The organism is Qipengyuania pelagi, assembly GCF_009827295.1.
In the GTDB taxonomy this organism is placed as follows: Bacteria; Pseudomonadota; Alphaproteobacteria; order Sphingomonadales; family Sphingomonadaceae; genus Qipengyuania; species Qipengyuania pelagi.
Window position 1 is genome coordinate 441,650 of record NZ_WTYD01000001.1, and the last position, 25,838, is coordinate 467,487.

Genomic DNA, 25,838 nt, shown 5'->3' on the forward strand with positions numbered 1-25,838 from the left:
GTCAGTTATACTCGATATAGGCGTCGTTGCGCAGGTCGCGCAGATAGCGCTGGGCGCGCTTGCCGATGCGCTCGTCCTCGATCTGGTTCATCAGCGTTTCGAAATCGGGTCCGGCGCTCTGTTCGCGATCGTCGCGACCGCACAGCATCAGCACGCGAATACCGTCCTCCACACTGCCGAAGGGCGGGGTGACCTGGCCGATCTGCAATTGCAGGATCGCGTCCTGCAAGGCTGATGGGAGCGAGCGGACGCGGATCTGATCGTTGGTGACGATGCTGGCCCCGAGTGCGGCGGCCGCGTTCTCTGCATCGCCGCAGCCGCGAATCTGCGAAACGCCGCGCGCGAAGCTTTCGACGCGCGATGTCGCCTGCGCCTGCGTGGTGCCCGGTTCGAAGCTGATCGAAATCTGCTTGAGGCTGAGCACCGCATCGCGCGGATCGGCGGTGAGCACCTGGCGCTTGTCGATCAGATAGAGGATCGAGAGTCCGCCCGGAATCGGCACCGGACCGACGAGCTGGCCCGGCTGCATCTGCGCGACGACTTCGGCCAGGGCCGGCGGAAGCTGACCGGGCCGCACCCAGCCGAGATCCCCGCCTACCGCCGCCGTCGTGGCTTCCGAATATTGCCGCGCATAAGCGACAAAGCTGCCACCCTGCTGCAATTGCTCGACGATGCTGCGCGCATTCTGCTCAACCGTCGCCCGTGATTCGGGAGTGGCGGAAAGGTAGATTTCGCCCACGCGAAACTCTTCGGTCCCGCGCGAGGCTTCGAGCCGCTCGAGCTGTTCATTGACCTCTTCGCCCGACACGCTGACGAAGGGGGCGACGTTGCGGCGCAACAGGCGCTGCCAGGCCAGCTCGCCCCGGATCTGGCGCTTCAGCGAATTGGGGGAGGAGCCTATCTGCTGGAGATAGGCGTTCATCGCCCCTTCGCGCTGTCCGAAATTCTGCTGCGCGACCGCGGTGTAACGCTGTTCCACCTCGGCATCGGTGACCTCGATCTCCTGCGCGGCGGCCTCCTGGATCTGCAAGGTCTCGTCGATCAGGTTGCGCAGCACCTGCATCTTGAGCCGCTGCATATCTTCCGCGCTCAATTCCTGATCGTTCGCCGCCGTGACGAGGGCGACGCGCTGGTCGACATCGGTTCCGGTGATGACATCGCCGTTCACCACGGCGGTGGCGGTGCGCACATTGGGATTGCTTTCACCCAGCAACGTCACCGATTCGGGCAGGCCCAGCGGATTGTTCGCCTCGGGCGCACTCGCCTGGACCTGCGCCACTGCGGGCATCGGCGCGGCCAGCAGGCCGAGCACCGCGGCGAGGGAAACGAGGGAGGAAACAGGTTTGCGGTTCACAGAGATAGTCCAATAGCGGCGCGATGATTGCGCCCGGATATGGCCCGGCTTTGCCGCCGCGCGGCTTAACCGTAGCTGATTGGCCGCGGCGATTAGCGCATCGGAGCCACGCTGCCAACGGGCGCGACGCAAAGCGCCTCAGCGGAAGCCGAGATTGCGCAGTGCGAAATAGACCTGGAAGGTGTCGCCCCGCTGCGCATCGCCGGTATCGAGATAATCGCGCCGCCACGTCAGCCCCATTTCGAGGCAGTCGTCCTCATAGGCGACGCCGAGGCGGGTGCGGATAGGCTGGAAACCGTCCGATCCGAGCATGGGATCCTCGTCGCGATTGGTGAGGTTGAAGACGCCCGAGCCGAACACCGACCAATAGGTGCGGAACGCGACTCTGGCGGCGGCGCGCAATTCCTCGCGATCCTGCAAATCCTCGACCTGGGTGATGTCTCGATTGAGGCGCAGGTAGCCGATTTCGGCATAGGTGCGCGCGCTGCCCACTGTCGCGTCGATCTCGTTGCGGCGCACGGCGAGATTGTCCTTGTCGAGGCGGAAGCGGTGGGTGAGCTTCACGAAATCGCGGAAGCGGACCTGCGTGCGGCCGACCACGTCCGAGACGCGTTCCGAAAGGCCCGTCCCGTCGACGAACACGCCGGGGTCCTTGTCCAGGCGATAGGTCTGACCAACGGTCGTGTTTACGTCCCATCCCGGTGCGCGCAATTGCCAGTCGAGGCCGTAGGTGACGCGGGCGCCATCCTCCACCCGGTCGTAACCGGGGAAGCGATTGAGCGCGAAGAGGTTCGAATCTTCGAGATCGATCGCGCGCGAATCCTCGTTGGGAATGGCGAGATTGCGGATGGGAGGGCTGGCAGCGAACTGGACTCTGGGCGTCAGAACCTGCTGGCCGCCCAGAAACTCGCCGACGAGCGGCCATTCGACATCGAGCGCCGCGACTGCGATCCCGCGCGTCTCCCAGCCCGGATTGCCGCGATAGAGCGCGGTTTCGGTGAGCGCATTGTCGCTCGAATGATAGACGTCGCCGCGCACCAGCCCGGTCAGCGTGACCAGCTGGCCCAGGCCCGTAATGCGCCGCATATCCCATTTCGCGCGGGCGAAGGCGCGTTGGGTGTCCTGCCCGTCGCTGCGCAGGATGGCGAGGCTGTTGGCCTGCAATTCGACCTTGCCGCCCAGCAGTGGATCGGCGAGGCGATGGCGATAATCGATCGCGGGCAGGGCGAGCGGCACCTGGCCCAGATCGGCGCCGAGGCGCAGGGTCTGCGTCGCCCAGCCGGCGATCGAGAGATAGGAATTCTGGTCGATCCGCTCGACATTGATCGTGGAACGCAGCCGGTCGTCCCGGCTGATGTCGTAGCGGCGCAGGAAGGTCCGGTCGCTCGCGCGCCGCGCCGATCCGGTAACGCTCCAATTGGGATCGAACTGGAACTGGCCGTTGGCGAAGACGTAGCCGCGAAAATCGCGTTCGCCCACGCGGTTGCCCGTCAGGCTCGAAATGCGGCGGCTATAGGTGCCGTAGCCGGTGATCTGGAACGCGCCCTTGTCCGCCAGCTGGCGATACTGGCCGCTGACCATCGGCAGGGCTTCGGTGAAGAGATAGGCGCTGAGCGTCGCGTCGCGATTGGGACCCAATCGCCAATAATAGCTGCCGCTGACCTCCAGCCCGTTGCTCTTGGAAAGGCGCAGGTCGGGCACCAGGAAGCCCGCCACCGGCCCCCCGTCGGTGCGGATGGCGAGGCCGGGCAGCGGCAGGATGCGCGCGCCGAACAGTTCGAGATAGGCGTTGCGGAAGCTGACCCGGCTGTCGCTGGGATCGTAGGTCACCCGGTCGGCGGTGATGCGCCAGCTCGGCGCCTTGTCGCAGCCTTCGGGCGTGGTGACGGCGCAGGCGGTATAGGCTGCGCGTTCCAGCTCGACCGTGCCGTCCGCCGCGCGCGATCCGGTTTCCGCGGCGAGCCGCCCGCCCTGGCGCAATGCGAGCAGCAGGTTCTCCATCGCGCCCGCTTCGAATTCGTTGGTCAGCGTCACGCTGTCGGAGAACAGCTGGTTGCCGTTCTCGTCCACGAAGCGCACGCGCCCATTGGCGAGGATTTCGCCGCTATTGCGGTTCCAGGTGACGCGATCTGCGCGCACCGAGCGATCGCCGCTGCGCAGCACGACATTGCCGCTGGCGGTTACCGTGTCGCTGGGCGAATCGTAGCTCAACGTATCGGCTTCGAAGGCGATCTGATCCTCGCCTGCGATCTGGCCGGGAGGAAGGTCGACCGTGTCCTGCGGCGCGGTTTCCGCGGGCCGCTGGCCCAGATCGGCGCCGTCGTTCTCGTTCTCTTCCCCGTCCTCGAAATGGGCCGGATCGGGGCGGTCGGCCTGTTCCTGCGCGGTCGCCATGCCCGTGGCCGCGCCATCCTGGGCGGAGGCGGGTGCGGCGACAAAACCGGCGATCAGACAGATGCTTAGCGCGGTGGATAACGAAAAGCCCGCCCGGATGCGGCGCAAATCGGGCGCGGATACGCTGGGCGAGTGCATGGCTTGCCTATCGCATCGCCGCTCCCTAACTGCAATCGCGTTCACGAGCGGCTGCGCGCATTGCTTCACATCGCGTCGCGACCGCGCCACACCTATTACTCGCGGGAGCTCTCCATGCAGATCGAATTCAGCCAATCGCGCCCCGAAGCGGTTCGCATCCTTGCCCAGACCACCACCAAGGGTCAGCTGCCCGAGGGGCTGGAGCGCGCCATGGAAGAAGGCGCGAAGGCTGCCCGCTTCAAGGGTTCGGCGGGCCAGCTGTTCGACGGTTTCGTGGAGCGTGACGGCGCGGTCCAGCGCCTCGTCCTGATCGGGACTGGCGCTGCCGATGCCGAAGGGCGTGCGGCGAATTGCGAGAAGGCGGGTGCCGCGATCTCCGGCAAGTACCAGTCGGCGGGCGAAGAGACGATCGCGCTCGATGCGACAGGTCTTGCCGCCGAGGACCTCGCCCATGTCCTTCTCGGCCTGCGTCTGCGCAACTGGCGTTACGATATCTATCGCACCAAGATGAAGGACGAGCACAAGGTGACGCTGAAGCGCGTCGTCGTCCTGAACGCGCCCGAGGGAGCCGAAGACGCGTGGGGCGAAGCCGCGCATCTCGCCGAGGGAATCGAATTCACGCGCGAACTGGTCACCGAACCGGCGAACATCATCTATCCCGAAACCTTCGTCGAACGCTGCCAGCAGCGTTTCGAAGGCAGCGGGGCGGAGCTGATCGTCCTCGATGAAGCCAAGATGGAAGAACTCGGCATGGGCGCGCTGCTCGGCGTGGGGCAGGGCTCGGTCCGCGATTCGCGCATCCTCGCCATCCGCTGGAACGGCGGCACGGACGGTGACGCGCCGATCGCCTTCGTCGGCAAAGGCGTGACCTTCGATACCGGCGGCATCTCGATCAAGCCCGGACCCGGCATGGAAGACATGAAATGGGACATGGGCGGCGCGGGTGCGGTCGCGGGCGCGATGCTGGCGCTGGTGCGCCGCAAGGCGAAGGCCAATGTGGTCGGCGTGGTCGGCCTCGTCGAGAATATGCCCGACGGGAACGCCCAGCGCCCGGGCGACGTGGTCACCTCGATGTCCGGCCAGACGATCGAGGTGCTGAACACCGACGCCGAAGGCCGCCTCGTGCTGTGCGACGCGCTCCACTGGACGCAGCAGGAATTTAAGCCCGCGCGCATCGTCGATTTCGCCACGCTGACCGGCGCAATCATCATTTCCTTGGGCAACGAACATGCGGGCCTGTTCTCGAACGACGATGCCCTGGCCAAGGACCTCGCCGATGCGGGCAATGCCAGCGGCGATAAGGTCTGGCGCCTCCCCATCGGCCCGGCCTACGACAAGCTGATCGACAGCCCGATCGCCGACATGAAGAATATCGGCGGCAAGGGCGCAGGATCGATCACCGCGGCGCAATTCCTCCACCGCTTCATCGAGGACGGCACTCCCTGGGCGCATTGCGACATCGCAGGCACGGTCTGGAGCGACAAGCCCGGCGCGACCTGGGGCAAGGGCGCGACCGGTTTCGGCGTGCGCCTGATGGACCGGCTGGTCGCCGACACGATCGAAGGCTGAGCGAGCGCCTCGTGGGCGGCGGAACCGGCAAGATGCGGCGCAAGGGCGACCTGCCGCACAAGACCTGCGCCGCCTGCGGGCTCGATTTCGCCTGGCGCAAGAAGTGGGAGCGGGATTGGGACAGTGTGAAATACTGTTCCGACCGCTGCCGCCGCTCGGCCAAATCCGCAAATGGGAGCGCCTGAGCCGATGCGGGCCGATTTCTACCAGCTGACGCGCGACCCGGTGGAGCAGGTCGTTGCCCTGCTGGCGAGGAAGACCTTGCAGGCGGGCGAGCGAATGCTCGTCGTCAGCAAAGACAGCGATCAGCGCGCCGCGATAGCCGAGGCGTTGTGGAAGGAAGGCCCGGCGCATTTCCTCGCCAACGGGGAGGCGACAGTGCCCCACGCTGCGCGCCAGCCGATCCTGTTGTCCGACGCCTGCGCCGCGCCCAACGAAGCGCGCTTCCTCCTGCTGGCGGACGGCATCTGGCGCGAGGAAGCGAACGCGTTCGCCCGCACCTTCCTGCTGTTCGGACCCGACCAGACCCAGGCGGCCCGCGCGCTCTGGCGCGATCTCAGGGCGCGCGCCCAGACCGAAGATGCGGTCGAGTTCGGCGCTTTCCGACAGAACGAGGAAGGCGGCTGGAACCCTCTGTGACGCCCACCTGTTGGTGGGGAAGGAGGCTTCCTTTTGCGCATCGCCGGTTCCATCGCTGCCCTGTCCCTGCTCGCCGCCTGCGGTGCGTCCGAGGACGAGCCGCCGCGCGAAGACACGCAGCCGAAGGGTCATTACGTCGTCGATCCCGAGACCGGCGCCACGCGCGCCTCGATCACGAATGAGGACGGGACGACGATCCTGCGCACGGGAGAGGGCGGCGAAGGGGCGGAGGCCGAGCTTCCCACCGGCTTCACCCTCTATCCCGACGCCGACATACGCTCGACCGTCACAGTCGGGCGCGGCGAGCGGCGGTCGGTTACCTTGACGCTCGCCAGCGACGCACCTCCCGCTGACATGATCGCCTTCTACCGCGCCGAGGCGGAGGCGGCAGGCGTCGCGGTCGATGTCGAGCTTGCTACCGATACGCTCTCGATGATCGGCGGCAGGGGCGAGGACGGCACGCATTTCACCTTCCAGGCCGCGCGCGAGGAGGACGAGACGGTCGGCCAGTTGACCGTGGGCCAGCTCAGCGTGGATCAGCTCACCGGAGGTCAGCCGCGCAACTGACGCTTGCCGTTATCCCCCCGCGCGGCTACGGGCGCGCGCATTCCACCCCCTAAATTCCATTCCCTCCATTCAAGGAATTCATCATGGCGGTTACCCGCACCTTTTCGATCATCAAGCCCGATGCCACCCGCCGCAACCTGACCGGCGCGGTCACCAAGATGCTGGAAGAAGCCGGCCTGCGCGTCGTCGCGTCCAAGCGCATCCACATGAGCGAGGACCAGGCGAAGAAGTTCTACGAAGTCCACGCCGAACGCCCGTTCTATGGCGAACTGGTCGATTTCATGATCAGCGGTCCGGTCGTGGTGCAGGTGCTGGAAGGCGAAGACGCCGTGAAGCGCAACCGTGACGTGATGGGCGCCACCAACCCCGCCGATGCCGAAGACGGCACGATTCGCAAGGCCTATGCCGAGAGCATCGAAGCCAATTCGGTCCACGGTTCGGATTCGGATGAGAACGCGAAGACCGAAATCGCCTTCTTCTTCAACGACGACGAAATCGTCGGCTAAGTCAGGACGCCGAAAAGCCCGCGATCTGCGACCGGTGCGCGTGATGCGCCCCGTTCGCGGCGCGGGCCTGTTCGGCACCCATTGCCTGTAACGCCGCATCGGTGAGCGTCAGGCCCAGCGCGGTATAGATCTGCGCGATCTCGGCCTGCCAGTCGCGCCCGAGTGCGGTGAAATCGACTTTTGCCAGCGGCCCGTCGAAATGGTCCAGCGCCGCCGCCATCCGCGCTTCGCGCAAGGCCAGCTTGCGCTCCCATTCCAGCCGCATCCTCTCCAGCGACAGATCCCCGCTTTGAAACGCGGATTGCGCCGCCACGAGCGAGACCGAGCTTGCGAGCACATCTTCCGGCTCGCGCCGCGTCACGATCAGCCGCGTGGCGGGAAGCTCGGCGAGCAGGGCGGGGATGTCCTCGGCAAATTTGGGGCATTTCAGCACGCGCGGACGCTCCGCATCGCCCATATAGGCGGCATCGGTGCGCAGGATGCGCGCGAATTCGCGATAGAGCGGGGCGGCATCGCGCCCCTCGCTGAAGCGGACATAGCTCGGAATATGCCACTGGGCCTCGAACGCGCAGACGTCGAGCGCGGTGGTCAGCCAGCCCAGTTCCTCGTCGGCCCGCGTCGCGCCGAAAGGGTGCTGGCTGTCGAGCCAGGGATTGACCAGCCGCGCGATAGCGAGGCCCGCGCGCATCTTGAGCGGGCGCCAGTCGAAATGGCCGGGCGCGGGCGGCACCGGATCGACCGCATTGCAAAACCGCGTCCCCGCATGACGCGGATCGGCGGCGAGCAGGCGGTGGAGCCGCGTCGTGCCCGCGCGCATCTGCCCGACCACCGCGATCGGCGGTGCGATATCGGTCTCCGCCAGCTCGGGCCGTTCGCGCCACAACCGGCCCAGCGCGTGGCGCTTCTCGATCGCGGCAACGATCTGGCCATAGGCCATCGTATGGCCGAGCGCGTTGAGCCCCGCTTCCTCCCGCAGCGAGCGGCACAGGGCCTCAAGCCGCGCGCGGAAATCGGCGACGTCCTCCGGCGCGCGGATCGAAACCTCGTCCTCGCGCGCGAAGCCTCTGCTCCCCTTGGCCCAGAGGAAATCGGGATCGAGCGGCGGCTGCACCGTCAGGCCGCGTTTCCACATATTCGTGATCGCGCGGTTCATGAGGTCCGCCGTGCGCGACACGGCGAGGGGGTGCGGGCGGGGCGGCATCAATCGGCGTGGCGGGTTGAGCGGATATGCTCGGCAAGCACGCGCGGATAGAGCTGGTGTTCGGCGATGCGGACTCGCTCGGCGAGACTGTCCGCCGTCTCGTCGGGCCGAATGGCGACCGCGATCTGTCCCAGCACTTCGCCCGCGTCGAGATCCTCGGTGACGAGGTGGACCGAAACGCCGCCATGCGAATCGCCCGCCGCGATGGCGCGCGCGTGCGTGTCCAGCCCGGTGTATTTCGGCAGCAGCGAAGGATGGATGTTGAGCATCCGCCCCTCCCACCTTTGGACGAAGCCCGGTGTCAGGATGCGCATATAGCCCGCGAGCGCGATGTGTTCGGCCCCGGCCTTGCGCGCCGCATCCTCCATCGCCGCGTCATGCGCCGCGCGCGTCATGCCCTTGTGCGACAGGGCGAAGGTCGCGATCCCCTCCGCCTCGGCAAGGGCGAGCGCCTCGGCACCCGGATCGTTGCTCGCGACAAGCGCGATTTCGTAAGGCGCCTCATCGAGGCGGCTGGCATAGAGCAGCGCGGCCATATTGCTCCCGCGACCCGACACGAACACCGCGATGCGAGCCCTTTGCGGGGCCGTGTCAGGCATTGTGCACGGCTTCCCAATCGCCCCGCGCGGACCAGACACCCGCCGCGCCGCGCACGGTGCAGCCGCGCTGGCCTTCGACGATCTCGCCCACCGCCAGGACGGTTTCGCCCGCGTCTTCCAGGCGGGACCGGACGATTTCGACATTGGCGGGCTCGACCGCCAGCACCATGCCGACGCCGCAATTGAAGGTGCGCGCCATCTCTTCGGGCTCGATCGCGCCCTGCGCCTGCAGGAAGGCCATCAGGCGCGGCTGGTCCCACAATCCGGCATCGACCACGGCATGGGCGCCTTCGGGCAGCACGCGCGGAATATTCTCGAGCAGGCCGCCGCCGGTGATGTGGGCCATCGCATCCACCAGCCCGTCGCGCACCAGCGGGAGCAGGCTTTGGACATAGATGCGGGTCGGTTCGATCAGCGCATCGATCAGCAGCCGGTCGCTGTCGAACAGGGCCGGACGGTCGAGCTTCCAGCCCTTGTCCGCCGCCAGCCTGCGCACGAGTGAATAGCCGTTCGAGTGAACCCCCGAACTGGCGAGGCCGAGCAAGACGTGGCCCGGCGCCACTCGCTCGTCCGTCAATTGTTCGCCGCGCTCCACCGCGCCGACGCAGAAACCGGCGAGGTCGTAATCGCCCGCCTGATACATGCCCGGCATTTCCGCCGTCTCGCCGCCGATCAGCGCGCAGCCTGCCATCTTGCACCCTTCGGCAATGCCCGCGATCACGCGTTCGGCAATGCCGTTCTCGAGCTTTCCGGTGGCGAAATAATCGAGGAAGAACAGCGGTTCCGCGCCCTGCACGATCAGATCGTTGACGCACATCGCGACGAGATCGATTCCGACGCTGTCGTGCCGGTCATGATCGATCGCGAGCTTCAGTTTGGTGCCGACACCATCGTTCGCGGCGACCAGCAGCGGATCGGAATAGCCCGCCGCTTTCGGATCGAAGAAGCCGCCGAATCCCCCGATCTCGCCATCGGCTCCGGGGCGGGCGGTGGCCTTCACCAGTGGCCCGATCGCCTTGACCAGTGCGTTGCCAGCCGCGATGGAAACCCCGGCGTCGGAATAGGTGTAGGACGAATTCTTTTCCTGCATGACGCCTGCCATACGCATTCGCGCTTGGATTTCCATAAGCCATTGGGCAAAAGGCGCGCGGTTTCCCCCATGCATTCGACCCGAACCCTCCCTTGGCTGCGCCGCCCGCTTCCCGTTTATACCGGGGTTTTCGGCGGGATCGTCGCGCTCGCGCTGCTTGCGGTGGCGGTTTTCGCCCAGGTCGGCGGCGATCGCGGAATCGCACCGGTCGCCGCATCCAGTGACATTTCGGTCACGGGAGTCGAGGTCGACGCGACCGGCAAGAGCAGCGAAGAGGCGCGGGAGAATGGCTGGCAGCAGGCTCAGCGCAAGGCGTGGGAACGGCTGAAGGGCCCGAAACTGTCGGATTCGCAGATCGCGGGCATCGTTTCGGCGATCGTGATCGAGCGCGAACAACTGGGCCCGCGCCGCTATATCGCGCGCCTCGGCGTGATCTTCGATCGCCAGCGCGCCAATGCCTATCTCGGCGGTAGCGAACAGGCGCGCCGCTCGGCGCCGATGCTGCTGGTCCCGGTGACGTTTTCCGCCGGTACGGAGCTGGTCTATGAAATGCGCAATCCCTGGCAGCGCGCCTGGGCGGAATACCAGTCGGGCTCCAGCCGGATCGATTACGTCCGCCCCTCGGGTGCGGGTGGCGATTCGCTGCTCGTGACCTATGGCCAGATCGGGCGGCGCAGCCGGACCTGGTGGCGCACCGTGCTCGACCAGTTCAGCGCGTCCGACGTGCTCGTCCCCATCGCGGACCTGCGCTATACCTATCCGGGCGGCCCCATTGAGGGCACCTTCACCGCGCGGCACGGGCCGGATAACGAATATCTCGCCGGGTTCCGCATGACCGCCGCCAATCCCGAACAATTGCCAGCCATGCTGGAAAAGGCGGTGGCGCGGTTCGACCAGATCTTCGAACAGGCGCTGGCAAGCGGTCGCCTGGCTCCCGATCCCACGCTCGACCTCGGCGATCTTCAGATCGATCCGGCGATTCAGCGCCTTATCGACCTCGGCCGGGCCGATGCGGAACGTCAGCGTGCCGCCGCTGCCGCAGAACGGGCATCGCGCGCAAATCAGGAGGCCGAACCGGGATCGAACGTGACGGCAGCGCCGGTCGAAACGCCACCGCCGCCGGGGTCGGTCGGCCTCTACACGGTGCAGATCGCGACGCCGGATGCCGCCGCCTTCAATGCCGGGCTGTCGCAGGTGCGCGGCGCGGCGGGCGTACGCACCGCCGGCATTCGCAGCACCGCGATCGGCGGCACGTCGGTACTGACAGTGGGCTTCGAAGGCTCGATCGATCAGCTCGCCGCGGCCCTGCGCAGTCAGGGTTTCACGGTCCGGCAGGCGAACAACGCGCTGTCCGTCAGCCGCTAGGCGCGGTTCCGCGAGCAGCGTTCCCCGTGTCCCAGATCGCCCTTCCGCTATCCGTGGCCGCATCCGACAGGCCAGTGCGGATCGTAGTGGGCGAGGGCAATCGCGCTGCCGTGGCCGCGCTGGCCGATCCATCGGACTGGCCGTTCCGCACAGCCGTGCTGGTGGGGCCGTCGCGCTCGGGCAAGTCGCTGCTGGCGCGCTGGTTCATGGCCTCGGGCAAGGGCGAGGCGGTGGACGGGGCGGACCGATGGGACGAGACCGCCCTGTTCCATCGCTGGAACCGCGCGCAGGAGGATGGGCGGCCGCTGCTGCTGGTCAGCGATGCCGATGGTTGGCGGATCGACCTGCCCGATCTGCGCTCGCGCCTCGGCGGGTCGCTCCAGCTCGCGATCGGCGCGCCGGACGATGCGATGGCGGGCGAGCTGATCCTGGCCCATGCCGAACAGCGCGGCCTGCAACTGCCCCCGTCCGCGGCGGATTATCTCGTCCCCCGGCTGACCCGCAGTTACGCCGCGATCGAGCGCGTGGTCGCCGAAATCGATCGCTTGTCTCTTGAACGCAAACTGCCCGCCACCATGTCGGTCTGGCGCGACGCGCTCGACGCGGTGGAAGGCCCCGAGCAGGGCCGCTTGCTTTGATCCGAGATTGGTGGGAGAATCCTGCGTCATGTTCGACCGGCTGACAGCCTATCTCGACTCCATCCGCGCGCGCGATCCCGCGCCGCGCAGCCGCTGGGAAATCCTCACCTATCCCGGCGTCTGGGCGGTGTTCTGGCACCGCATCGCGCACTGGCTGTTCGAGGCGGAGCTGCATTTCCTCGCCCGGTTCGTGAACCATTTCAGTCGCTTCCTCACCGCGATCGACATCCATCCGGGCGCGAAGATCGGGCGCAATTTCTTCATCGACCATGGCTTCACCGTGATCGGGGAAACCGCCGTGATCGGCAATGACGTGACGATCTACCAGAACGTGACGCTGGGTGGCACCAATCCGACCAACGGGATCGGAGGCAAGCGGCACCCGACCATCATGGACAATGTCATCATCGGATCGGGCGCGCAGGTGATCGGGCCGATCGTGGTGGGCGAACGGGCGCGGATCGGCGCCAATGCGGTCGTCACCGACGATGTGCCCGAGGGCGCGACGATGATCGGCTTCAAGGCGCGCAGTACGCTGGTGCCGGTCGAAACCTATATGCGCGAATTCATGCCCTATGGAACGCCATGCAACGAACAGAGCGAGCCGGACATGCGCCGGTTCGAGGCGCTGGAACAGCAATTGACCGAGATGCGCGCCGAGTTGGAGGCGCTGCGACGGGCAGCCGCGACCGATGCCGCCGAGGTCGCAAACACGCAGCGTAGCGGGTCGAACAGCTGATGCAGCCGAGTGGCCATTCCGGCGGCGCGGTGTTGCCCTTTCCGGCGCGCAATGCCGATCAGGTCGGCTTCACCCGCGAGGAACTGACCCGCATTCTCGACCTCTACGGTCGGATGGTCGCGGCGGGCGAGTGGCGCGATTACGCCATGGATTTCACGCGCGATTTCGCCAGCTTCGCCGCCTTCCGCCGCGCCGCCGAACGGCCGCAGGCGCGAGTAGAGAAGCGCCCGTCGCTGCGCCAGCGGCAGGGCATGTGGACGCTGTTCGGCGAACACGGCCAGGTGCTGAAGCGCGGACACGAATTGGCTGGCGTGTTGGCGCCGATGGAGCGACGGCTGGTCAAGGTGGTGGATTCGTAGGGGGTCGTTCCTCGCAGAGACGCGGAGGGAAGGGAGACGCAGAGGAAGGTGCGTCCGCGGCGCAGCCGCACTTTCACTCAATCCATCCAACCAAATCGAAGGCCGGAAGCACAAAGCTGCTTCGCCGCGAGAATGCACTTTCTCCGTGTCTCTCTTCCCTCTGCGTCTCTGCGAGAAACCGAATCGCAGAACAAAGGCCGGGACACGCGCCCCGGCCCGTCCTCCTCAGCCGGGGACCACACCCGCGACCGGAACCCGCGTCTGCCAGCCATTGGGCAGACCCGCGACCACCCGGTTGCGGATCGGCGTCCAGAAGGCGGACAGGCTGAGCAGCGCCGACCCGATCACCAGCGCCGTCAGCGCGAAGGTCAGCTCCACCGCGCCGAAGCGGTCGAACAGGAAGGCGAGCGCCACGAGGACGTAGGCGAGGGCGGATACGAGCAAGGCCCGCCGGTCGATCGCCAGCGCGACGAGGCCGAACAGGACATAGATCGCCAGCACGCCGACCGCCTCGGCCACGCCTACCTGATCGCCCCCTTCCATCACGCCGAGCGAATAGAAGACGGGATGCGCGATCATCGGGGCAGCGAGCAGGTGCAGCCAGAACGCGACATCGCTGCGGCGCGTGGTGCGCTCGCGGTCCGACATATCCCACCGCATCGCGAAGGCGAACACGCCGAGACCCATGCCGAAGGTCAGTGCCAGCAAGGCATCGCCGACCGTTTCTTCGTTCAGTCCCAGTGGGCCGTAAAGCAGCGATACGATCAATGCGATCACCGTCACGGCCGCAGCAGCCGCCCCGGCTGCGACAGTGATCGGCACCATGAAGCGCTTCCAGTGCAGCCAGGCTCCCCCGGCGGCCAGCACGCCAGCCCCGGCGACGAAGAGGGCGCCGGTGCTCTCATTGTCCATGGCGCCCAGCGACAGGCCGATGCCCAACGCGCCCGCGAAACACCCGCCGACGAAAGCGAGCAGCAGGATGATGCTGGGCAGCGCCATCCGCCGGCGCCGGGTGAAGAATTCGGATAGTGGCCAGGCGGTCGCGGCGATCAGAGCCCCGGCAAACAGGGTCGTGAGCGCGCTCTGCCATTCGGAGGCGGCGGACCAGGCGGCGAGTTGCGCTTCGGTCGGCTCGCTGGTGAGGTCCCAGATCTGGGGTACGGGGGCGAAGGCACTCGCGATCGCCTGCCCGATCGCACCCGCCGCGACCAGCATGATGATCACGCCGATCGCCACGAAGATGTCGTTGAAGCTGTTGATCAGCCGGAAGTTCTCTTCGTCCCCCCGCGGCATTTCGCGCACCTGCGTCATATGCGCCCGGAACGAAGCCGCCGCTTCGGCGCTGAGCGCTCCGGCGGTGACGGCGGAATTGAGGTCCTCTTCTGAATACACCGGACGGCTCCTACCCTGTTGAAGGGGTGAAGCTACGCCCGGTGTGTTATTCAGTCAATACGCTTGGTGGATCAGCCGCGCGCCGAGCTGGGCCCGGTGCCGGTGACCTTCTGCATCGCGGTCAGGATCGCGCCCGACTGTTCGGACCCGCTCTGCGGCGCCTTCAGGTTCGAGAAGTCGCTGATCTTGTCCCAGTTCTCGGCAAAGCCTTCGACCGTGCGCTGGTCTTCAGGCAGCCAGACCGCATCGTTCATCACGGTCCAAGCGCTGTGGAAACCGCCCGCACCCGCGCCGACGATGGCGTTGGTCGGCGCATCCTCGCTGACGAGGAACAGTGCGGCGGGGACCACGTTGACCGGATCGAACAGTTCGAAGGCCTGTTCGGGGAACAGATCCTCGGTCATGCGCGTGCCCGCGACGGGCGAAAGCGTGTTGACCTTGATGTTGTATTTCGCCCCTTCGAGATAGAGCGTCTTGGTCAGCCCGGCCAGGCCGAGCTTGGCCGCGCCGTAATTGGCCTGGCCGAAATTGCCGAACAGGCCGGTGGAGCTCGCAGTCATCAGCACGCGGCCATAGGCCTGTTCGCGCATGGTCTCCCACGCCGCCTTGGTGGCATTGGCGCTGCCGAGAAGGTGGACCTTCACGACGAAGTCGAAATCCGCCGGTTCCATCTTGGCGAAGCTCTTGTCGCGCAGGACGCCGGCATTGTTGATGAGGACATGGACGCCGCCCCACTTCTGCTTGGCGTCCGCGACCATCTTTTCCATCTGGTCGTATTCGGTGACCGAGGCGCCGTTGGCGATGGCTTCACCGCCCGCCTTTTCGATTTCCTCGACCACCTTGGCCGCCGCGTCCGACGTGCCGGTGCCGTCGCGCGATCCGCCGAGATCGTTGACGACGACCTTGGCGCCGCGCTTGGCGAGTTCGAGCGCATATTCGCGGCCCAATCCGCCGCCCGCCCCGGTGACGATGGCTACCTTGTCCTTGAAGTCGATGCTCATGCGGCTCTCCGTTGTCGTTTACGTTAAGGTCAATCTGGGCAGCGGAATGCCATGCGCGCCGCGCGCTGGCAACAGGTCACACGGCAGGGCGCGATGCCGTAGGGGCGGGACGAGCTATTGGACGCGTTTGCGGTGCGAATCGCGCGTCAAAAACTCTCGATCGCCGGGACCAGTTCGTCCATCGACTGGATCAGGGCGTCGGCGCCGAACTGTTCGGCGGTGAGGTCGCAATAGCCGTAACAGGCGGCGATGAAGAGCACCTTGGCAGCGCGCGCCGCGTCGCGATCGTAACTGCTGTCGCCGATATAGACCAGCGATCCGCCGCCGCAGCGCTCCTGCGCCGCCAAGATGGGGTCGGGTAGCGGCTTGGCGCGGTATTCCCCGTCCTCCCCCTTGCCGAGACTGTCGCCGCCGATCACGCAGTCGAACCGGTCGATCAGGTCGAGCGACGACAGGACGCCGCCCGCGAAGGATTGGAACTTGTTGGTCACCACAGCGAGGCGCACGCCCCGTTTTTCGAGCGCGTCGAGCGTTTCGATCACGCCGGGATAGGGGCGGGTGTGGACCGCGTAATGCTCGCCGTAATAGGCGAGCATGGCCTTGTAGAGCCGCTTGAACGCATCGCGGTCGAGTGCGCCATCGCCCTTGGTCTGCGCATCCACCGCCTGTTTCAACATCGCCTTCGCGCCGCCGCCGATCAGGTCCTTCGCGCTTTCGACCGGCACCGTGGCGAAACCGCCCAATGTCAGCGCGTGATTGACCGCCGTGCCGAGGTCGCGATGGGTTTCGAGGAGAGTGCCGTCGAGGTCGAAGCAGACGATGTCGAAAGGAAAATCGCTCATACTGCGGATCGGTGCAGGATGCGCCTTCAAACCGCAAGCGTGTCGTGGCAAGGCGCATTCCCATGAGCCAACACGATTTCGCCGCCGTCATCCTCGCCGCGGGCAAGGGCACCCGCATGAAGAGCGACCTTCACAAGGTCCTGCACCCCATCGCCGGGCGTCCGATGCTGAAGCATCTGATGGCCAGCGTCGAAGCCCTGGGGCCGAAAAAGCAGGTCGTCGTCGTGGGCGCGGGGCGCGATCAGGTCGAAAGCGCGGTCGGCGATGCGGCGGATACCTGCCTCCAGGAACCCCAGCTCGGCACCGGCCACGCGGTCCAGCAGGCGCAGGAGCGGCTGTCGGGCTTTAGCGGAGACGTGCTGGTCCTTTATGGCGACGTGCCCTTCGTGCGCGGCGAGACCATGCAGGCCATGCTCGATCGGTTGCACGAGGCGGACGCGCCCAAGGTCGTGGTGCTGGGCTTCGAACCGGACGATGCGCTCGCCTATGGCCGCGTGATCGCCGACGATGCGGGCCGGATCGCCAAGATGGTCGAATTCAAGGATGCGAGCGAGGACGAGCGCACCTGCCGCCTGTGCAATTCGGGCCTGATGGCCGCGCGAGCCGAGGATATGTTCGCCCTTCTCGACCGGGTCGGCAACGACAACGCGCAGGGCGAATATTACCTCCCCGATATCGTCAACATCGCCATCGCGGACGGGGACATTTGCGCCGCCGTCACCGCGCGCGATCCGGGCGAGGTCGCCGGGATCAATTCGCGCGGGGAACTCGCCGCGGCGGAAGCGCTCTGGCAGGCGGAGCAGCGCGAGCACTGGATGGCGGAAGGCGTCACCCTGCGCGCGCCCGACACCGTGTTCTTCAGCTGGGACACGCATTTGGGGCGCGATGTCACGGTCGATCCGAATGTCGTGTTCGGCCCCGGCGTCACCGTGGCGGATGGCGCGCATATCAAGAGCTTCAGCCATATCGAGGGTGCGAGCGTGGGCGAAAAGGCGCAGGTCGGCCCCTATGCGCGCCTCCGCCCCGGAGCGGTTATGGCGAAGGACAGCTTCGTCGGCAATTTCGTCGAGATGAAGAACGCCCATCTGGGCGAAGGGGCCAAGGCCAGCCATCTGACCTATTTGGGCGATGCGGAGGTCGGTGCGCGCGCCAATATCGGTGCGGGCACGATCACCTGCAATTACGACGGCTATTTCAAATACCGGACCGAAATCGGCGAGGGCGCCTTCATCGGATCGAACAGCGCGCTGATCGCGCCGGTCAGGATCGGGCGTGACGCGATCGTGGCGGCGGGCAGCACGGTCAGCCGCGACGTGGCCGATGGCGACCTTCGCATGGTGCGGGGCGAGCAGATCGTGAAGCCCGGCTGGGCCGACCGCTTCCACGATGCGATGCGCAAGAAGAAGGCGGCGAAGAAGGGATAACCCTTGCGCCTGCGGGTCAGCGCGCCCGCCTGCGCCAGGCTCGGACCGTCCGCTTGCCCAATTCGGCGTTCGCCAGCGGTTCGTAATCGCGTTTGAGGGCGTTTGCGACCAGCTTCCGGGCCGCCGCGTTCTGACGGGTCAGCGGATCGCTGGCCGTGACGATGACCGGCGGCCGTGTGGCCAGGATGCGTGCCACCTCCGCCGTCTGATCCACGCCCAGCGCGTTTGTCTCGAGCGCGTTGTTGAGATGATCGGGATAGACGAAGCGGGTCGGGATGCAGCTATTCGTGCGCGTATAGAGCACGCTCGGCCCGTCGAAAATCCACAGGCATTCCCCGTTTCGATCGACCAGCGGGGCGATGGCCTGCGTCAGGTGGCCCACGCTCGCGCGCCGCTGCGCGCTTTTGCCCGCCTGGTCGAGCCCGACATAGAACAGCGCGTAGAAGCCGAACATCAGCAGCACCATGCCGCGCGCGAGGGGTCTGGGCGAGGCGAACAGAGGAAGGGCGAGCAGAAGCGAGGCCGGAACCAGCGCCGCCAGATAATAGAGATAAAGCGTACCCGGCAGGAAGACCGTTCCGACCAGACCGGCGGCAAAGACCGCATAGCTCGCATAGAGCGCACCATCGCGCGGCGGGGCCAGCCGCAGCGCCGCCCACAGGCCGAGCAGGGCAGGCACGACGACCGGCAAAAGGGCGATCGGCAAGTCGCCGCGCCAGCGCCCCGCGCCTTCGCGCAAGAAGAACGAGCCGAAATTGGCCCACCAAAAGGCCTCGCCCGCGCCGAGAGAGAAAAAGATCGTGGCTGCTATCATGGTGGGCGCGATGCCGATCGCGGCGAACAGCATAGCGTAGCGCAGCAAAGCCGAGGGCTTCGGCCCCTGGCGGTGCAATCGATAAAGCGCCAAACCGCCCAGAGCCGCGCAGACGGGCAGGGCGGTATACTTGACCTGTAAGGCAAGCCCGCCGAGCAGCATCGCCGTAGCCGCGCGTCCGAAACCCAGATGCCGCCGATCTCCCGTCAGGAGATAGAGCGCGCCGAGCAATAGCGGGAGGAAGAACACCTCGCTCTGCCCGGCATGACTGCCATAGAGCGGCAGCATGATCGGATAGGCGCTGCCTGCCAGCAAAGCCCCCCAACGATCGGCGAGCGGCCTTGCGAGGGCGTATAGGAGCAGGCTGCCCGCAAGCGTGAAGCCCATCGCCATGACCTGATAGGCCACGGGCGCCGGGCCGCCGATCGCATGGGCGACAGCGAAAAGCGCGAACAGGCCGGCTGGCTTGCGATCCCACAGATCCGCATAGGGCAAGGCCCCGTCGAGCCAGCGTAGGCCGATCAGCGAATAGAGCTGCTCATCATAATCCGCCGCCGGATCGCCGAGCCAGATCGCCCGAGTCGCGACGACCATGAGCGCCAGGATCACGGGCGCGAACCAGCGCGCCTCGCCACGAGCCTGTGATGCAGTCAGGGGAAGGGCACGCAGTGCGGTCATCGCTGCCGCCATGCCCGATCATGGTTAAGGAGCGGTGTGCGCCCCCGGTCGGGGGATCAGCCCTCGACGTGTTCGGCGAGGACGGTCAGCCCCTTTTCGCCGACTTCGGCGAACCCGCCGCGCACTTCGATCGTCTCGGGCGATCCACCCTCGGTCTTGTAGACCTGAACCGCACCGTCACGGATCGTCGACATGAAGGGCGCATGGCCTTCGAGCACGCCGAATTCGCCCTCGGTGCCGGGCACGACGACCATGTGCACCTCTTCCGAACGGACGAGCTTGGCGGGGGTCACGAGTTCAAAATGAAGGGGCATATCAGTTCCTGTCGATAGCCGCGTCGAAATCGCCGACGGCGCGATCGAATTTGTCTCGGCAAGCTGGGTTGCAGAAGCCGACCACCTTGCCGCGATATCGGGTCAGGCTGTTGGCCGCTACCGGCTTGCCCGACCAGGGACACACGTCGTTGACGCAATCCGCAAGGTCGGGCTGTCCGGTCATCAGGCGTCTTCCGCGAGCTTCTTGGCCTTTTCGATCGCCTGATCGATGCCGCCGACCATGTAGAAGGCGGCTTCGGGAAGGTGATCGTATTCGCCGTCGACCACCGCCTTGAAGCTCTTCACCGTGTCTTCGAGCTGCACGAACTGGCCCGGAATGTTGGTGAAGACCTCGGCGACGTGGAAGGGCTGGCTGAGGAATTTCTGGATCTTGCGCGCACGCGCGACCGTCAGCTTATCCTCTTCCGACAGCTCGTCCATGCCGAGAATGGCGATGATGTCCTGAAGCGACTTGTACTTCTGCAGGGTTTCCTGAACGCGGCGGGCGGTCTCGTAATGCTCCTGGCCCACGACGCGCGGTTCGAGCACGCGGCTGGTCGAATCGAGCGGGTCCACCGCCGGATAGATGCCGAGTTCGGAGATCGCGCGGTTCAGCGTGGTGGTCGCGTCCAAGTGGGCGAAGGAGGTGGCGGGCGCCGGGTCGGTCAAATCGTCCGCGGGCACGTAGATCGCCTGCACCGAAGTGATCGAGCCCTTATTGGTCGAGGTGATGCGCTCCTGAAGGTTGCCCATGTCGGTTGCGAGCGTGGGCTGATAGCCCACCGCCGACGGGATGCGGCCGAGCAGCGCCGACACTTCCGAACCGGCCTGGGTGAAGCGGAAGATGTTGTCGACGAAGAACAGGACGTCCTGGCCTTCCTGGTCGCGGAAATATTCCGCCATGGTGAGGCCCGACAGGGCGACGCGGGCACGCGCGCCCGGCGGCTCGTTCATCTGGCCGAAGACGAGCGCCACCTTGGAGCCTTCCGAGATCGCATTGCCATCCGCGTCCTTGGCGATGACGCCCGCGTCGAGGAATTCGTGGTAGAGATCGTTGCCTTCACGGGTACGCTCGCCCACGCCCGCGAAGACGGACACGCCGCCATGGCCCTTGGCGATGTTGTTGATCAGTTCCTGGATCAGCACGGTCTTGCCGACGCCCGCGCCGCCGAACAGGCCGATCTTGCCGCCCTTGGCGTAAGGGGCGAGGAGGTCGATCACCTTGATGCCGGTGACGAGGATGGCCGCTTCGGTCGACTGGTCGACGAAGAGCGGCGCCTCGGCATGGATCGGGGCGGTCTGCTCGGCACCGATGGGGCCGCGCTCGTCGATCGCTTCGCCGACCACGTTCATGATGCGGCCCAGGGTCTTGGGGCCGACCGGAACGCTGATCTGCGCGCCCGTATTGACGACTTCCTGCCCACGCACGAGCCCGTCCGTCCCATCCATCGCGATGGTGCGCACGGTGTTTTCGCCGAGGTGCTGGGCGACTTCGAGAACCAGCGTATTGGCGCCGTTCTTCGTTTCGAGCGCGGTCAGGATCGGCGGCAGTTCGCTTTCGAAAGCGACGTCGACGACGGCGCCGATGACCTGGGAAATCGTGCCGTTAGGCGACTGGTTGAGTACGGGTGCGGTGGCCATGATGTCTATCCTGACTTGGTCCTGAAATGCTTGAACGGGGGCGCGTCAGCCGACGCAGACATTGTCCGGTTCGGCGAAGACCCATTCGCCGTCACCGGCGGTAAGGGTCGCGGAATTGCGCAGATATTCGTCTTCGCCGAGGCCGAATTCGCAGATCACGTCATCCGAGCCAAGCCCGGCGCGCTTGCAGACCGCGGTGTTGACCGCCTCGTCCTCGGGGCAGGCTTCGGCATATTTCGCGGTGAAGAGATCCTGATCGGGCGCGGGCAGCGAAGGCGTCGCCTCGGCAACCGGAGCGGCGGCCCCGTCGACCGGCTGCGGCGCGGGCTCTTCGCCACAGGCGGCGAGGAGGAAGAGCGGGAGGATGTAAGCGAGCTTTTTCACGTGTTCGAAGTCCTGTGTGGGGTGCCCTTCGGGGGGGAGAGAGCGCCCGTTGATATCTGGCCTAGAGCGCTTCCGCCCCGGCGATGATTTCGATCAGTTCGGTCGTGATCGCGGCCTGGCGGCTGCGGTTGTACTGGATGGTCAGATCCTTGATCAGATCGCCCGCATTGCGCGTGGCGTTGTCCATCGCGGTCATCGAGGCGCCCTGTTCGCTCGCTTCGCGTTCGAGAAGCGCGCCGAACAGCTGCGTCTTGACGTAGCGGGGCAGCAATTCCTCAAGGATGCCCTCCTCGTCCGGCTCGTATTCGACCACGGCGTCACCGGCTTTCGGTGCGTCGGTTTCGATCGAGGGGACGGGGATCAGCTGGTCGACCGTCGGGTCCTGGACGAGCGCGCTCTGGAACACCGGGTAGACGAGGTGGGCGACGTCGAATTCGCCCTTTTCGAAGCGTTCGATCAGATCGTCGGCGATCGCTTCGGCCTCGTCGAAACCGGGCGTGCGGACCTCGCTGGTGTCGAAATGCTTCTCGATCCGGTCGGCATAGTCGCGCTTGATCGGGGCGCGGCCTTTCTTGCCGACGAGGTAGAACTGCACGTCCTTGCCCTCCGCGAGCAGGGCCTTCGCCTTGTTCTTGGCCGCCTTGACGATGTTGGCGTTGAGACCGCCGCACAGGCCCTTGTCGGTGTTGACGACGACCAGCAGGTGGCGCTTGTCCATGCCGGTGCCCGCCAGCAGGCGCGGGGCGGAGCCGCCCGAAATGCGCGAGGCGAGGCTGGCCATGACGCCCGCGAGCCGCTCCGAATACGGACGCGCCGCTTCGGCCGCGGCCTGGGCACGGCGCAGCTTGGCCGCCGCGACCATCTGCTTGGCCTTGGTGATCTTCTGGGTCGACTTGACCGAGTTGATCCGGCCCTTGAGTTCCTTGAGTGAAGCCACTCTACCAACTCTCCATTTCGTCACCCCGGCGAAGGCCGAGGTCTCTTTCCACTAGGATCGTACCTGGCGGCACGAGATCCCGGCTTTCGCCGGGATGACGGCGATACAAATCAGGCGAACTGCTTGGCGAAGGTGTCGAGCGCGCTCACCACCTTGCTCTTGGTGTCGTCCTCGAACTTGCCGGTGGTGCGGATCGTCTCCAGCACGTCGGCGTGTTCGCTGCGCATATAGCTCAGCATGGCGGCTTCGTATTCGGTCACGCGGCTGGTCTCGATCTTGTCGAGATACCCGTTCGTGCCCGCATAGATCGACACGACCTGCTCTTCCACCGGCATGGGCGAGAACTGGCGCTGCTTCAAAAGCTCGGTCAGGCGCGCACCGCGATTGAGGAGCTTCTGCGTCGCGGCGTCGAGGTCCGAGCCGAACTGCGCGAAGGCGGCCATTTCGCGGTACTGCGCGAGGTCCAGCTTCATCGAGCCGGCGACCTTCTTCATCGCCTTGGTCTGCGCGGCACCGCCGACGCGGCTGACCGACAGGCCGACGTTGATGGCCGGACGGATACCCTGATAGAACAGGTCCGTTTCGAGGAAGATCTGCCCGTCCGTAATCGAGATCACGTTGGTGGGAATATAGGCCGACACGTCGCCCGCCTGCGTTTCGATGATCGGCAGCGCGGTCAGCGAGCCGCCGCCTTCGCTCTCGTTCATCTTCGCCGCACGCTCGAGCAGGCGGCTGTGGAGGTAGAACACGTCGCCCGGATAGGCTTCACGGCCCGGCGGGCGGCGAAGGAGCAGCGACATCTGGCGATAGGCGACGGCCTGCTTGGAGAGGTCATCATAGACGATCACGGCGTGCATACCGTTATCGCGGAAGAACTCACCCATCGCGGCGCCGGTATAGGGCGCGAGATACTGAAGCGGAGCGGGCTCCGAAGCGGTCGCGGCGACCACGATGGTGTAATCCATCGCGCCGTTTTCCTCGAGGCTCTTGACGATCTGCGCGACGGTCGACCGCTTCTGGCCGACGGCGACGTAGATGCAGTAGAGCTTCTTCTTCTCGTCGTCCGACTGGTTGTTTTCGCGCTGGTTGATGAAGGTGTCGATCGCCACCGCGCTCTTGCCGGTCTGACGGTCGCCGATGATCAGTTCGCGCTGGCCGCGACCCACGGGCACGAGCGCGTCGATCGCCTTGAGGCCGGACTGGACCGGTTCGCTGACCGATTCGCGCGGGATGATGCCGGGCGCCTTCTGTTCGACCAGGCGGCGTTCGGTGGTCGCGATCGGGCCCTTGCCGTCGATCGGATTGCCGAGCGCGTCGACCACGCGGCCGAGCAGGGCCTTGCCGACGGGAACGTCGACGATGGTCTGCGTGCGCTTGACCGTGTCGCCTTCCTTGATGTCGTTGTCCGACCCGAAGATCACCGCGCCGACATTGTCGGCTTCGAGGTTCAGCGCCATGCCCTGAACGCCGTTGGCGAATTCGATCATCTCGCCGGCCTGCACCTTGTCGAGGCCGTGGATGCGGGCGATCCCGTCACCCACGCTCAGCACGGTGCCGACTTCGCTGACTTCGGCTTCGGTGCCGAAATTGGCGATCTGGTCCTTGATGACCTTGGAGATTTCTGCGGCGCGGATATCCATGATGTAAGTCCTTTAGGCCTTCATTGCCTGGGAAAGCGAATTGAGACGGGTGCGGATCGAGCCGTCGATCCGCTTCGATCCGATGGTGACCACGAGGCCACCGAGCAGGTCGGGATCGACCTTGCTGGTGAGTTTGACAGTCCGGCCCTCGCGCTGCGTGAGCTTGGCCTTCAACTGGTCGAGCTGCGCATCGGTGAGAGCGTGGGCGCTGGCGACTTCGGCGCTGACCTCACCCCGCTGGGCGGCGGCGATCGAGCGGAAGGAGCGGATGATGTCGGGCAGCTTCGACAGGCGGCGATTCTGCGCCAGCGTGCCGAGGAAATTCTGGGTCAGCTCGCTCAGCCCCATGATGGCGGCAACGCCCCACAGCGCCTTCTTCGCGGCATCGCGCGAGACCTTGGGGCTGGTCGTCAGCATGGCCAGTTCGGACGATTCGGAAAGGCCGGCCTCCAGCTTGTCCAGGTCCGATTCGACCGCAGTCACGGTCCCGGCCTCGCTCGCCAGATCGAACAGGGCCGACGCATAGCGCCCTGCAAGGCTTGCCTGTATACCGGCGGAAGTCTCCACGCGCTCTCGTCCTCTCGGGTGACGGAAAATTACCGATGCGAAAACCGGGCCGTGTCGAGTGGAACGATGCCATCCGGGCCAGGCTGGCGCGCGACTAGCACCGGGCCCGCGAATTGGCAACCGGCTGTCCCTGCCGTTCGAAGGTGCGCGGCTATGCGCGCCACCAGCGATGCTGTAGAACCTCCTTATAAAAGGAGAGAGAGGATGGCCGTCGATCTGAAGAGTGAGCCCCTGGCGCCGCAATGCGGCGTCACAATCCACGATATCCGGCTGGCCGAGGCGGAAGACGAGACGCTGGATGCGATTCGCCGGGCGGTGTTCGAACACGGAGTCGCGGTGTTTCGCGATCAGGCGCTCTCACCCGAAGAGCATATCGAGCTGGCGAAACGATGGGGCGGGATCGACATCAACAATTATTTTCCGCTGACCGACGCGCATCCCGAAATCGCGGTGGTGCGCAAGGCCGCCGGGCAGGAAACCAATATCGGCGGCGCCTGGCACACCGATCACAGCTACGATCAGGTGCCCGCGATGGGATCGATCCTCGTCGCCCGCATTCTCCCGCCTAAGGGAGGCGACACGCTGTTCGCCCACATGGGCGCGGCCTATGATGCGCTGGACGAGGATACGAAGCGCGAGATCGAGGGGCTGGAGGCGTTTCACACCGCCGACCACGTCTATAAGGAAGGCGGCATCTACGCCCAGACCGATATCGGCGGCGAATTGCGCGGGCAGGATCTGACCACCGGCGCTACTCACCCTGTCGTGGTCCGCCACCCGAGCACCGGGCGCAAGCTGCTTTACGTCAATCCGTCCTTCACCGTCACGATCGCGGGACGAAGCCGCGCGGACAGTCTGCCGCTGCTCGAAAAACTGTTCGCGGAGGCCCGCAACCCCGCGCATCATGCCCGCGTGGTGTGGGAACCGGGCACGGTCACGATCTGGGACAATCGCACCACTTGGCACAATGCGCTGAACGACTATCACGGCCACGCCCGCGAGATGCACCGGATCACGCTGACGGGCGAGAAGCTGGCGGCCTAGGC

At 66.0% G+C, this 25,838-nt stretch carries 27 protein-coding genes; 11 read left to right on the forward strand and 16 right to left on the reverse strand.

Annotated elements, in window-relative coordinates; all coding sequences use genetic code 11:
• Window position 1 precedes the first annotated feature (1 nt).
• Together GRI47_RS02260 and GRI47_RS02265 are read right to left on the reverse strand one after the other, a co-directional pair.
• On the reverse strand, window positions 2-1,354 hold the full coding sequence (locus tag GRI47_RS02260) for a peptidylprolyl isomerase (RefSeq protein ID WP_337190623.1): 1,353 nt from the start codon (window positions 1,352-1,354) through the stop codon (window positions 2-4).
• Window positions 1,355-1,492: 138 nt separating this feature from the next.
• The gene (locus GRI47_RS02265; RefSeq protein WP_160659760.1) at window positions 1,493-3,886 is read right to left on the reverse strand and encodes an LPS-assembly protein LptD; all 2,394 of its coding nucleotides are present in this window, start codon (window positions 3,884-3,886) and stop codon (window positions 1,493-1,495) included.
• Window positions 3,887-4,000: 114 nt separating this feature from the next.
• Between GRI47_RS02265 and GRI47_RS02270 the strand changes: the two genes are divergently transcribed.
• From GRI47_RS02270 to ndk, 5 genes are all read left to right on the forward strand, one after another.
• Entirely contained in the window at window positions 4,001-5,455 is a 1,455-nt protein-coding gene (locus GRI47_RS02270) for a leucyl aminopeptidase (protein ID WP_160659761.1), read from the forward strand.
• 32 nt (window positions 5,456-5,487) lie between these two features.
• A complete protein-coding gene (locus GRI47_RS02275) occupies window positions 5,488-5,640 on the forward strand; it encodes a DUF2256 domain-containing protein (protein WP_160661265.1) in 153 nt (50 codons plus the stop codon).
• A gap of 4 nt (window positions 5,641-5,644) precedes the next feature.
• Entirely contained in the window at window positions 5,645-6,094 is a 450-nt protein-coding gene (locus GRI47_RS02280; RefSeq protein ID WP_160659762.1) for a DNA polymerase III subunit chi, read from the forward strand.
• 33 nt (window positions 6,095-6,127) lie between these two features.
• Entirely contained in the window at window positions 6,128-6,661 is a 534-nt protein-coding gene (locus tag GRI47_RS02285) for a hypothetical protein (RefSeq protein WP_160659763.1), read from the forward strand.
• An 83-nt stretch (window positions 6,662-6,744) separates the two neighbouring features.
• Complete coding sequence (gene ndk, locus GRI47_RS02290; protein WP_160659764.1) at window positions 6,745-7,167, forward strand: nucleoside-diphosphate kinase; 423 nt, start codon at window positions 6,745-6,747, stop codon at window positions 7,165-7,167.
• Window position 7,168: 1 nt separating this feature from the next.
• Here the strand turns inward: ndk and GRI47_RS02295 are convergent, their stop codons facing one another.
• From GRI47_RS02295 to purM, 3 genes are read right to left on the reverse strand one after another with little or no spacing between them, the layout of a single operon-like run.
• Entirely contained in the window at window positions 7,169-8,368 is a 1,200-nt protein-coding gene (locus GRI47_RS02295) for a sulfotransferase family protein (protein ID WP_160659765.1), read from the reverse strand.
• On the reverse strand, window positions 8,368-8,967 hold the full coding sequence (gene purN, locus GRI47_RS02300; RefSeq protein WP_160659766.1) for a phosphoribosylglycinamide formyltransferase: 600 nt from the start codon (window positions 8,965-8,967) through the stop codon (window positions 8,368-8,370). The genes GRI47_RS02295 and purN overlap by 1 nt, the downstream gene beginning before the upstream one ends.
• The gene (gene purM / locus GRI47_RS02305) at window positions 8,960-10,057 is read right to left on the reverse strand and encodes a phosphoribosylformylglycinamidine cyclo-ligase (protein ID WP_160661266.1); all 1,098 of its coding nucleotides are present in this window, start codon (window positions 10,055-10,057) and stop codon (window positions 8,960-8,962) included. The genes purN and purM overlap by 8 nt, the downstream gene beginning before the upstream one ends.
• 69 nt (window positions 10,058-10,126) lie before the next feature.
• Between purM and GRI47_RS02310 the strand changes: the two genes are divergently transcribed.
• From GRI47_RS02310 to GRI47_RS02325, 4 genes are read left to right on the forward strand one after another with little or no spacing between them, the layout of a single operon-like run.
• On the forward strand, window positions 10,127-11,422 hold the full coding sequence (locus tag GRI47_RS02310) for a heavy-metal-associated domain-containing protein (protein ID WP_237452591.1): 1,296 nt from the start codon (window positions 10,127-10,129) through the stop codon (window positions 11,420-11,422).
• 26 nt (window positions 11,423-11,448) lie between these two features.
• Window positions 11,449-12,060: an HdaA/DnaA family protein gene (locus GRI47_RS02315; protein WP_160659767.1), complete on the forward strand. Its 612-nt coding sequence runs from the start codon at window positions 11,449-11,451 to the stop codon at window positions 12,058-12,060.
• A 28-nt stretch (window positions 12,061-12,088) separates the two neighbouring features.
• Window positions 12,089-12,799 (forward strand): serine O-acetyltransferase EpsC, encoded by a 711-nt coding sequence (epsC, locus tag GRI47_RS02320; RefSeq protein WP_160659768.1) that lies wholly within the window; start codon window positions 12,089-12,091, stop codon window positions 12,797-12,799.
• Entirely contained in the window at window positions 12,799-13,158 is a 360-nt protein-coding gene (locus tag GRI47_RS02325; RefSeq protein ID WP_160659769.1) for a DUF2794 domain-containing protein, read from the forward strand. Before epsC ends, GRI47_RS02325 begins: the two co-directional genes overlap by 1 nt.
• 225 nt (window positions 13,159-13,383) lie before the next feature.
• On the opposite strand, the gene GRI47_RS02330 is transcribed toward GRI47_RS02325, so the two are convergent.
• From GRI47_RS02330 to GRI47_RS02340, 3 genes are all read right to left on the reverse strand, one after another.
• Window positions 13,384-14,550 carry a hypothetical protein gene (locus GRI47_RS02330; RefSeq protein WP_160659770.1) on the reverse strand — a complete coding sequence of 389 codons (1,167 nt, stop codon included), beginning with the start codon at window positions 14,548-14,550 and terminating at the stop codon, window positions 13,384-13,386.
• 71 nt (window positions 14,551-14,621) lie between these two features.
• Window positions 14,622-15,551, reverse strand: a complete 930-nt coding sequence (locus GRI47_RS02335) for an SDR family NAD(P)-dependent oxidoreductase (protein WP_160659771.1) — start codon at window positions 15,549-15,551, stop codon at window positions 14,622-14,624.
• A 146-nt stretch (window positions 15,552-15,697) separates the two neighbouring features.
• Window positions 15,698-16,393, reverse strand: a complete 696-nt coding sequence (locus GRI47_RS02340) for an HAD hydrolase-like protein (RefSeq protein WP_160659772.1) — start codon at window positions 16,391-16,393, stop codon at window positions 15,698-15,700.
• Between the two features lie 62 nt (window positions 16,394-16,455).
• Here GRI47_RS02340 and glmU point away from each other — a divergent pair, with 62 nt between their 5' ends.
• Entirely contained in the window at window positions 16,456-17,817 is a 1,362-nt protein-coding gene (gene glmU, locus GRI47_RS02345) for a bifunctional UDP-N-acetylglucosamine diphosphorylase/glucosamine-1-phosphate N-acetyltransferase GlmU (RefSeq protein WP_160659773.1), read from the forward strand.
• 16 nt (window positions 17,818-17,833) lie between these two features.
• On the opposite strand, the gene GRI47_RS02350 is transcribed toward glmU, so the two are convergent.
• The 8 genes from GRI47_RS02350 to GRI47_RS02385 form a co-directional block, all read right to left on the reverse strand.
• A complete protein-coding gene (locus GRI47_RS02350; RefSeq protein WP_160659774.1) occupies window positions 17,834-19,309 on the reverse strand; it encodes an ArnT family glycosyltransferase in 1,476 nt (491 codons plus the stop codon).
• Window positions 19,310-19,365: 56 nt separating this feature from the next.
• A complete protein-coding gene (locus GRI47_RS02355) occupies window positions 19,366-19,623 on the reverse strand; it encodes an ATP synthase F1 subunit epsilon (protein ID WP_160659775.1) in 258 nt (85 codons plus the stop codon).
• Between the two features lies 1 nt (window position 19,624).
• A complete protein-coding gene (locus tag GRI47_RS02360) occupies window positions 19,625-19,807 on the reverse strand; it encodes an eL24 family ribosomal protein (RefSeq protein ID WP_160659776.1) in 183 nt (60 codons plus the stop codon).
• A complete protein-coding gene (gene atpD, locus GRI47_RS02365; protein WP_160659777.1) occupies window positions 19,807-21,264 on the reverse strand; it encodes a F0F1 ATP synthase subunit beta in 1,458 nt (485 codons plus the stop codon). The genes GRI47_RS02360 and atpD overlap by 1 nt, the downstream gene beginning before the upstream one ends.
• Before the next feature lie 45 nt (window positions 21,265-21,309).
• Window positions 21,310-21,648, reverse strand: coding sequence for a hypothetical protein (locus tag GRI47_RS02370; RefSeq protein WP_160659778.1), 339 nt, complete (start codon window positions 21,646-21,648; stop codon window positions 21,310-21,312).
• A gap of 61 nt (window positions 21,649-21,709) precedes the next feature.
• Complete coding sequence (locus GRI47_RS02375) at window positions 21,710-22,585, reverse strand: F0F1 ATP synthase subunit gamma (RefSeq protein ID WP_160659779.1); 876 nt, start codon at window positions 22,583-22,585, stop codon at window positions 21,710-21,712.
• Between the two features lie 110 nt (window positions 22,586-22,695).
• On the reverse strand, window positions 22,696-24,225 hold the full coding sequence (atpA, locus tag GRI47_RS02380) for a F0F1 ATP synthase subunit alpha (RefSeq protein ID WP_160659780.1): 1,530 nt from the start codon (window positions 24,223-24,225) through the stop codon (window positions 22,696-22,698).
• A 12-nt stretch (window positions 24,226-24,237) separates the two neighbouring features.
• Window positions 24,238-24,792: a F0F1 ATP synthase subunit delta gene (locus tag GRI47_RS02385; RefSeq protein ID WP_160659781.1), complete on the reverse strand. Its 555-nt coding sequence runs from the start codon at window positions 24,790-24,792 to the stop codon at window positions 24,238-24,240.
• A 204-nt stretch (window positions 24,793-24,996) separates the two neighbouring features.
• On the opposite strand from GRI47_RS02385, the gene GRI47_RS02390 reads away from it, so the two are divergent.
• Complete coding sequence (locus GRI47_RS02390; RefSeq protein ID WP_160659782.1) at window positions 24,997-25,836, forward strand: TauD/TfdA dioxygenase family protein; 840 nt, start codon at window positions 24,997-24,999, stop codon at window positions 25,834-25,836.
• Window positions 25,837-25,838: the final 2 nt, after the last annotated feature.

Excerpts from the sequence above, each read along its gene's own strand:
- GRI47_RS02265 (WP_160659760.1), bottom strand. The coding sequence starts at position 3,886 with ATGCACTCGCCCAGCGTATCCGCGCCCGATTTGCGCCGCATCCGGGCG.
- GRI47_RS02270 (WP_160659761.1), top strand. The coding sequence starts at position 4,001 with ATGCAGATCGAATTCAGCCAATCGCGCCCCGAAGCGGTTCGCATCCTT.
- GRI47_RS02275 (WP_160661265.1), top strand. The coding sequence starts at position 5,488 with ATGCGGCGCAAGGGCGACCTGCCGCACAAGACCTGCGCCGCCTGCGGG.
- GRI47_RS02280 (WP_160659762.1), top strand. The coding sequence starts at position 5,645 with ATGCGGGCCGATTTCTACCAGCTGACGCGCGACCCGGTGGAGCAGGTC.
- ndk (WP_160659764.1), top strand. The coding sequence starts at position 6,745 with ATGGCGGTTACCCGCACCTTTTCGATCATCAAGCCCGATGCCACCCGC.
- GRI47_RS02295 (WP_160659765.1), bottom strand. The coding sequence starts at position 8,368 with ATGCCGCCCCGCCCGCACCCCCTCGCCGTGTCGCGCACGGCGGACCTC.
- purN (WP_160659766.1), bottom strand. The coding sequence starts at position 8,967 with ATGCCTGACACGGCCCCGCAAAGGGCTCGCATCGCGGTGTTCGTGTCG.
- purM (WP_160661266.1), bottom strand. The coding sequence starts at position 10,057 with ATGCAGGAAAAGAATTCGTCCTACACCTATTCCGACGCCGGGGTTTCC.
- GRI47_RS02310 (WP_237452591.1), top strand. The coding sequence starts at position 10,127 with ATGCATTCGACCCGAACCCTCCCTTGGCTGCGCCGCCCGCTTCCCGTT.
- epsC (WP_160659768.1), top strand. The coding sequence starts at position 12,089 with ATGTTCGACCGGCTGACAGCCTATCTCGACTCCATCCGCGCGCGCGAT.
- GRI47_RS02325 (WP_160659769.1), top strand. The coding sequence starts at position 12,799 with ATGCAGCCGAGTGGCCATTCCGGCGGCGCGGTGTTGCCCTTTCCGGCG.
- GRI47_RS02335 (WP_160659771.1), bottom strand. The coding sequence starts at position 15,551 with ATGAGCATCGACTTCAAGGACAAGGTAGCCATCGTCACCGGGGCGGGC.
- GRI47_RS02340 (WP_160659772.1), bottom strand. The coding sequence starts at position 16,393 with ATGAGCGATTTTCCTTTCGACATCGTCTGCTTCGACCTCGACGGCACT.
- glmU (WP_160659773.1), top strand. The coding sequence starts at position 16,456 with ATGAGCCAACACGATTTCGCCGCCGTCATCCTCGCCGCGGGCAAGGGC.
- GRI47_RS02350 (WP_160659774.1), bottom strand. The coding sequence starts at position 19,309 with ATGACCGCACTGCGTGCCCTTCCCCTGACTGCATCACAGGCTCGTGGC.
- GRI47_RS02355 (WP_160659775.1), bottom strand. The coding sequence starts at position 19,623 with ATGCCCCTTCATTTTGAACTCGTGACCCCCGCCAAGCTCGTCCGTTCG.
- GRI47_RS02360 (WP_160659776.1), bottom strand. The coding sequence starts at position 19,807 with ATGACCGGACAGCCCGACCTTGCGGATTGCGTCAACGACGTGTGTCCC.
- atpD (WP_160659777.1), bottom strand. The coding sequence starts at position 21,264 with ATGGCCACCGCACCCGTACTCAACCAGTCGCCTAACGGCACGATTTCC.
- atpA (WP_160659780.1), bottom strand. The coding sequence starts at position 24,225 with ATGGATATCCGCGCCGCAGAAATCTCCAAGGTCATCAAGGACCAGATC.
- GRI47_RS02390 (WP_160659782.1), top strand. The coding sequence starts at position 24,997 with ATGGCCGTCGATCTGAAGAGTGAGCCCCTGGCGCCGCAATGCGGCGTC.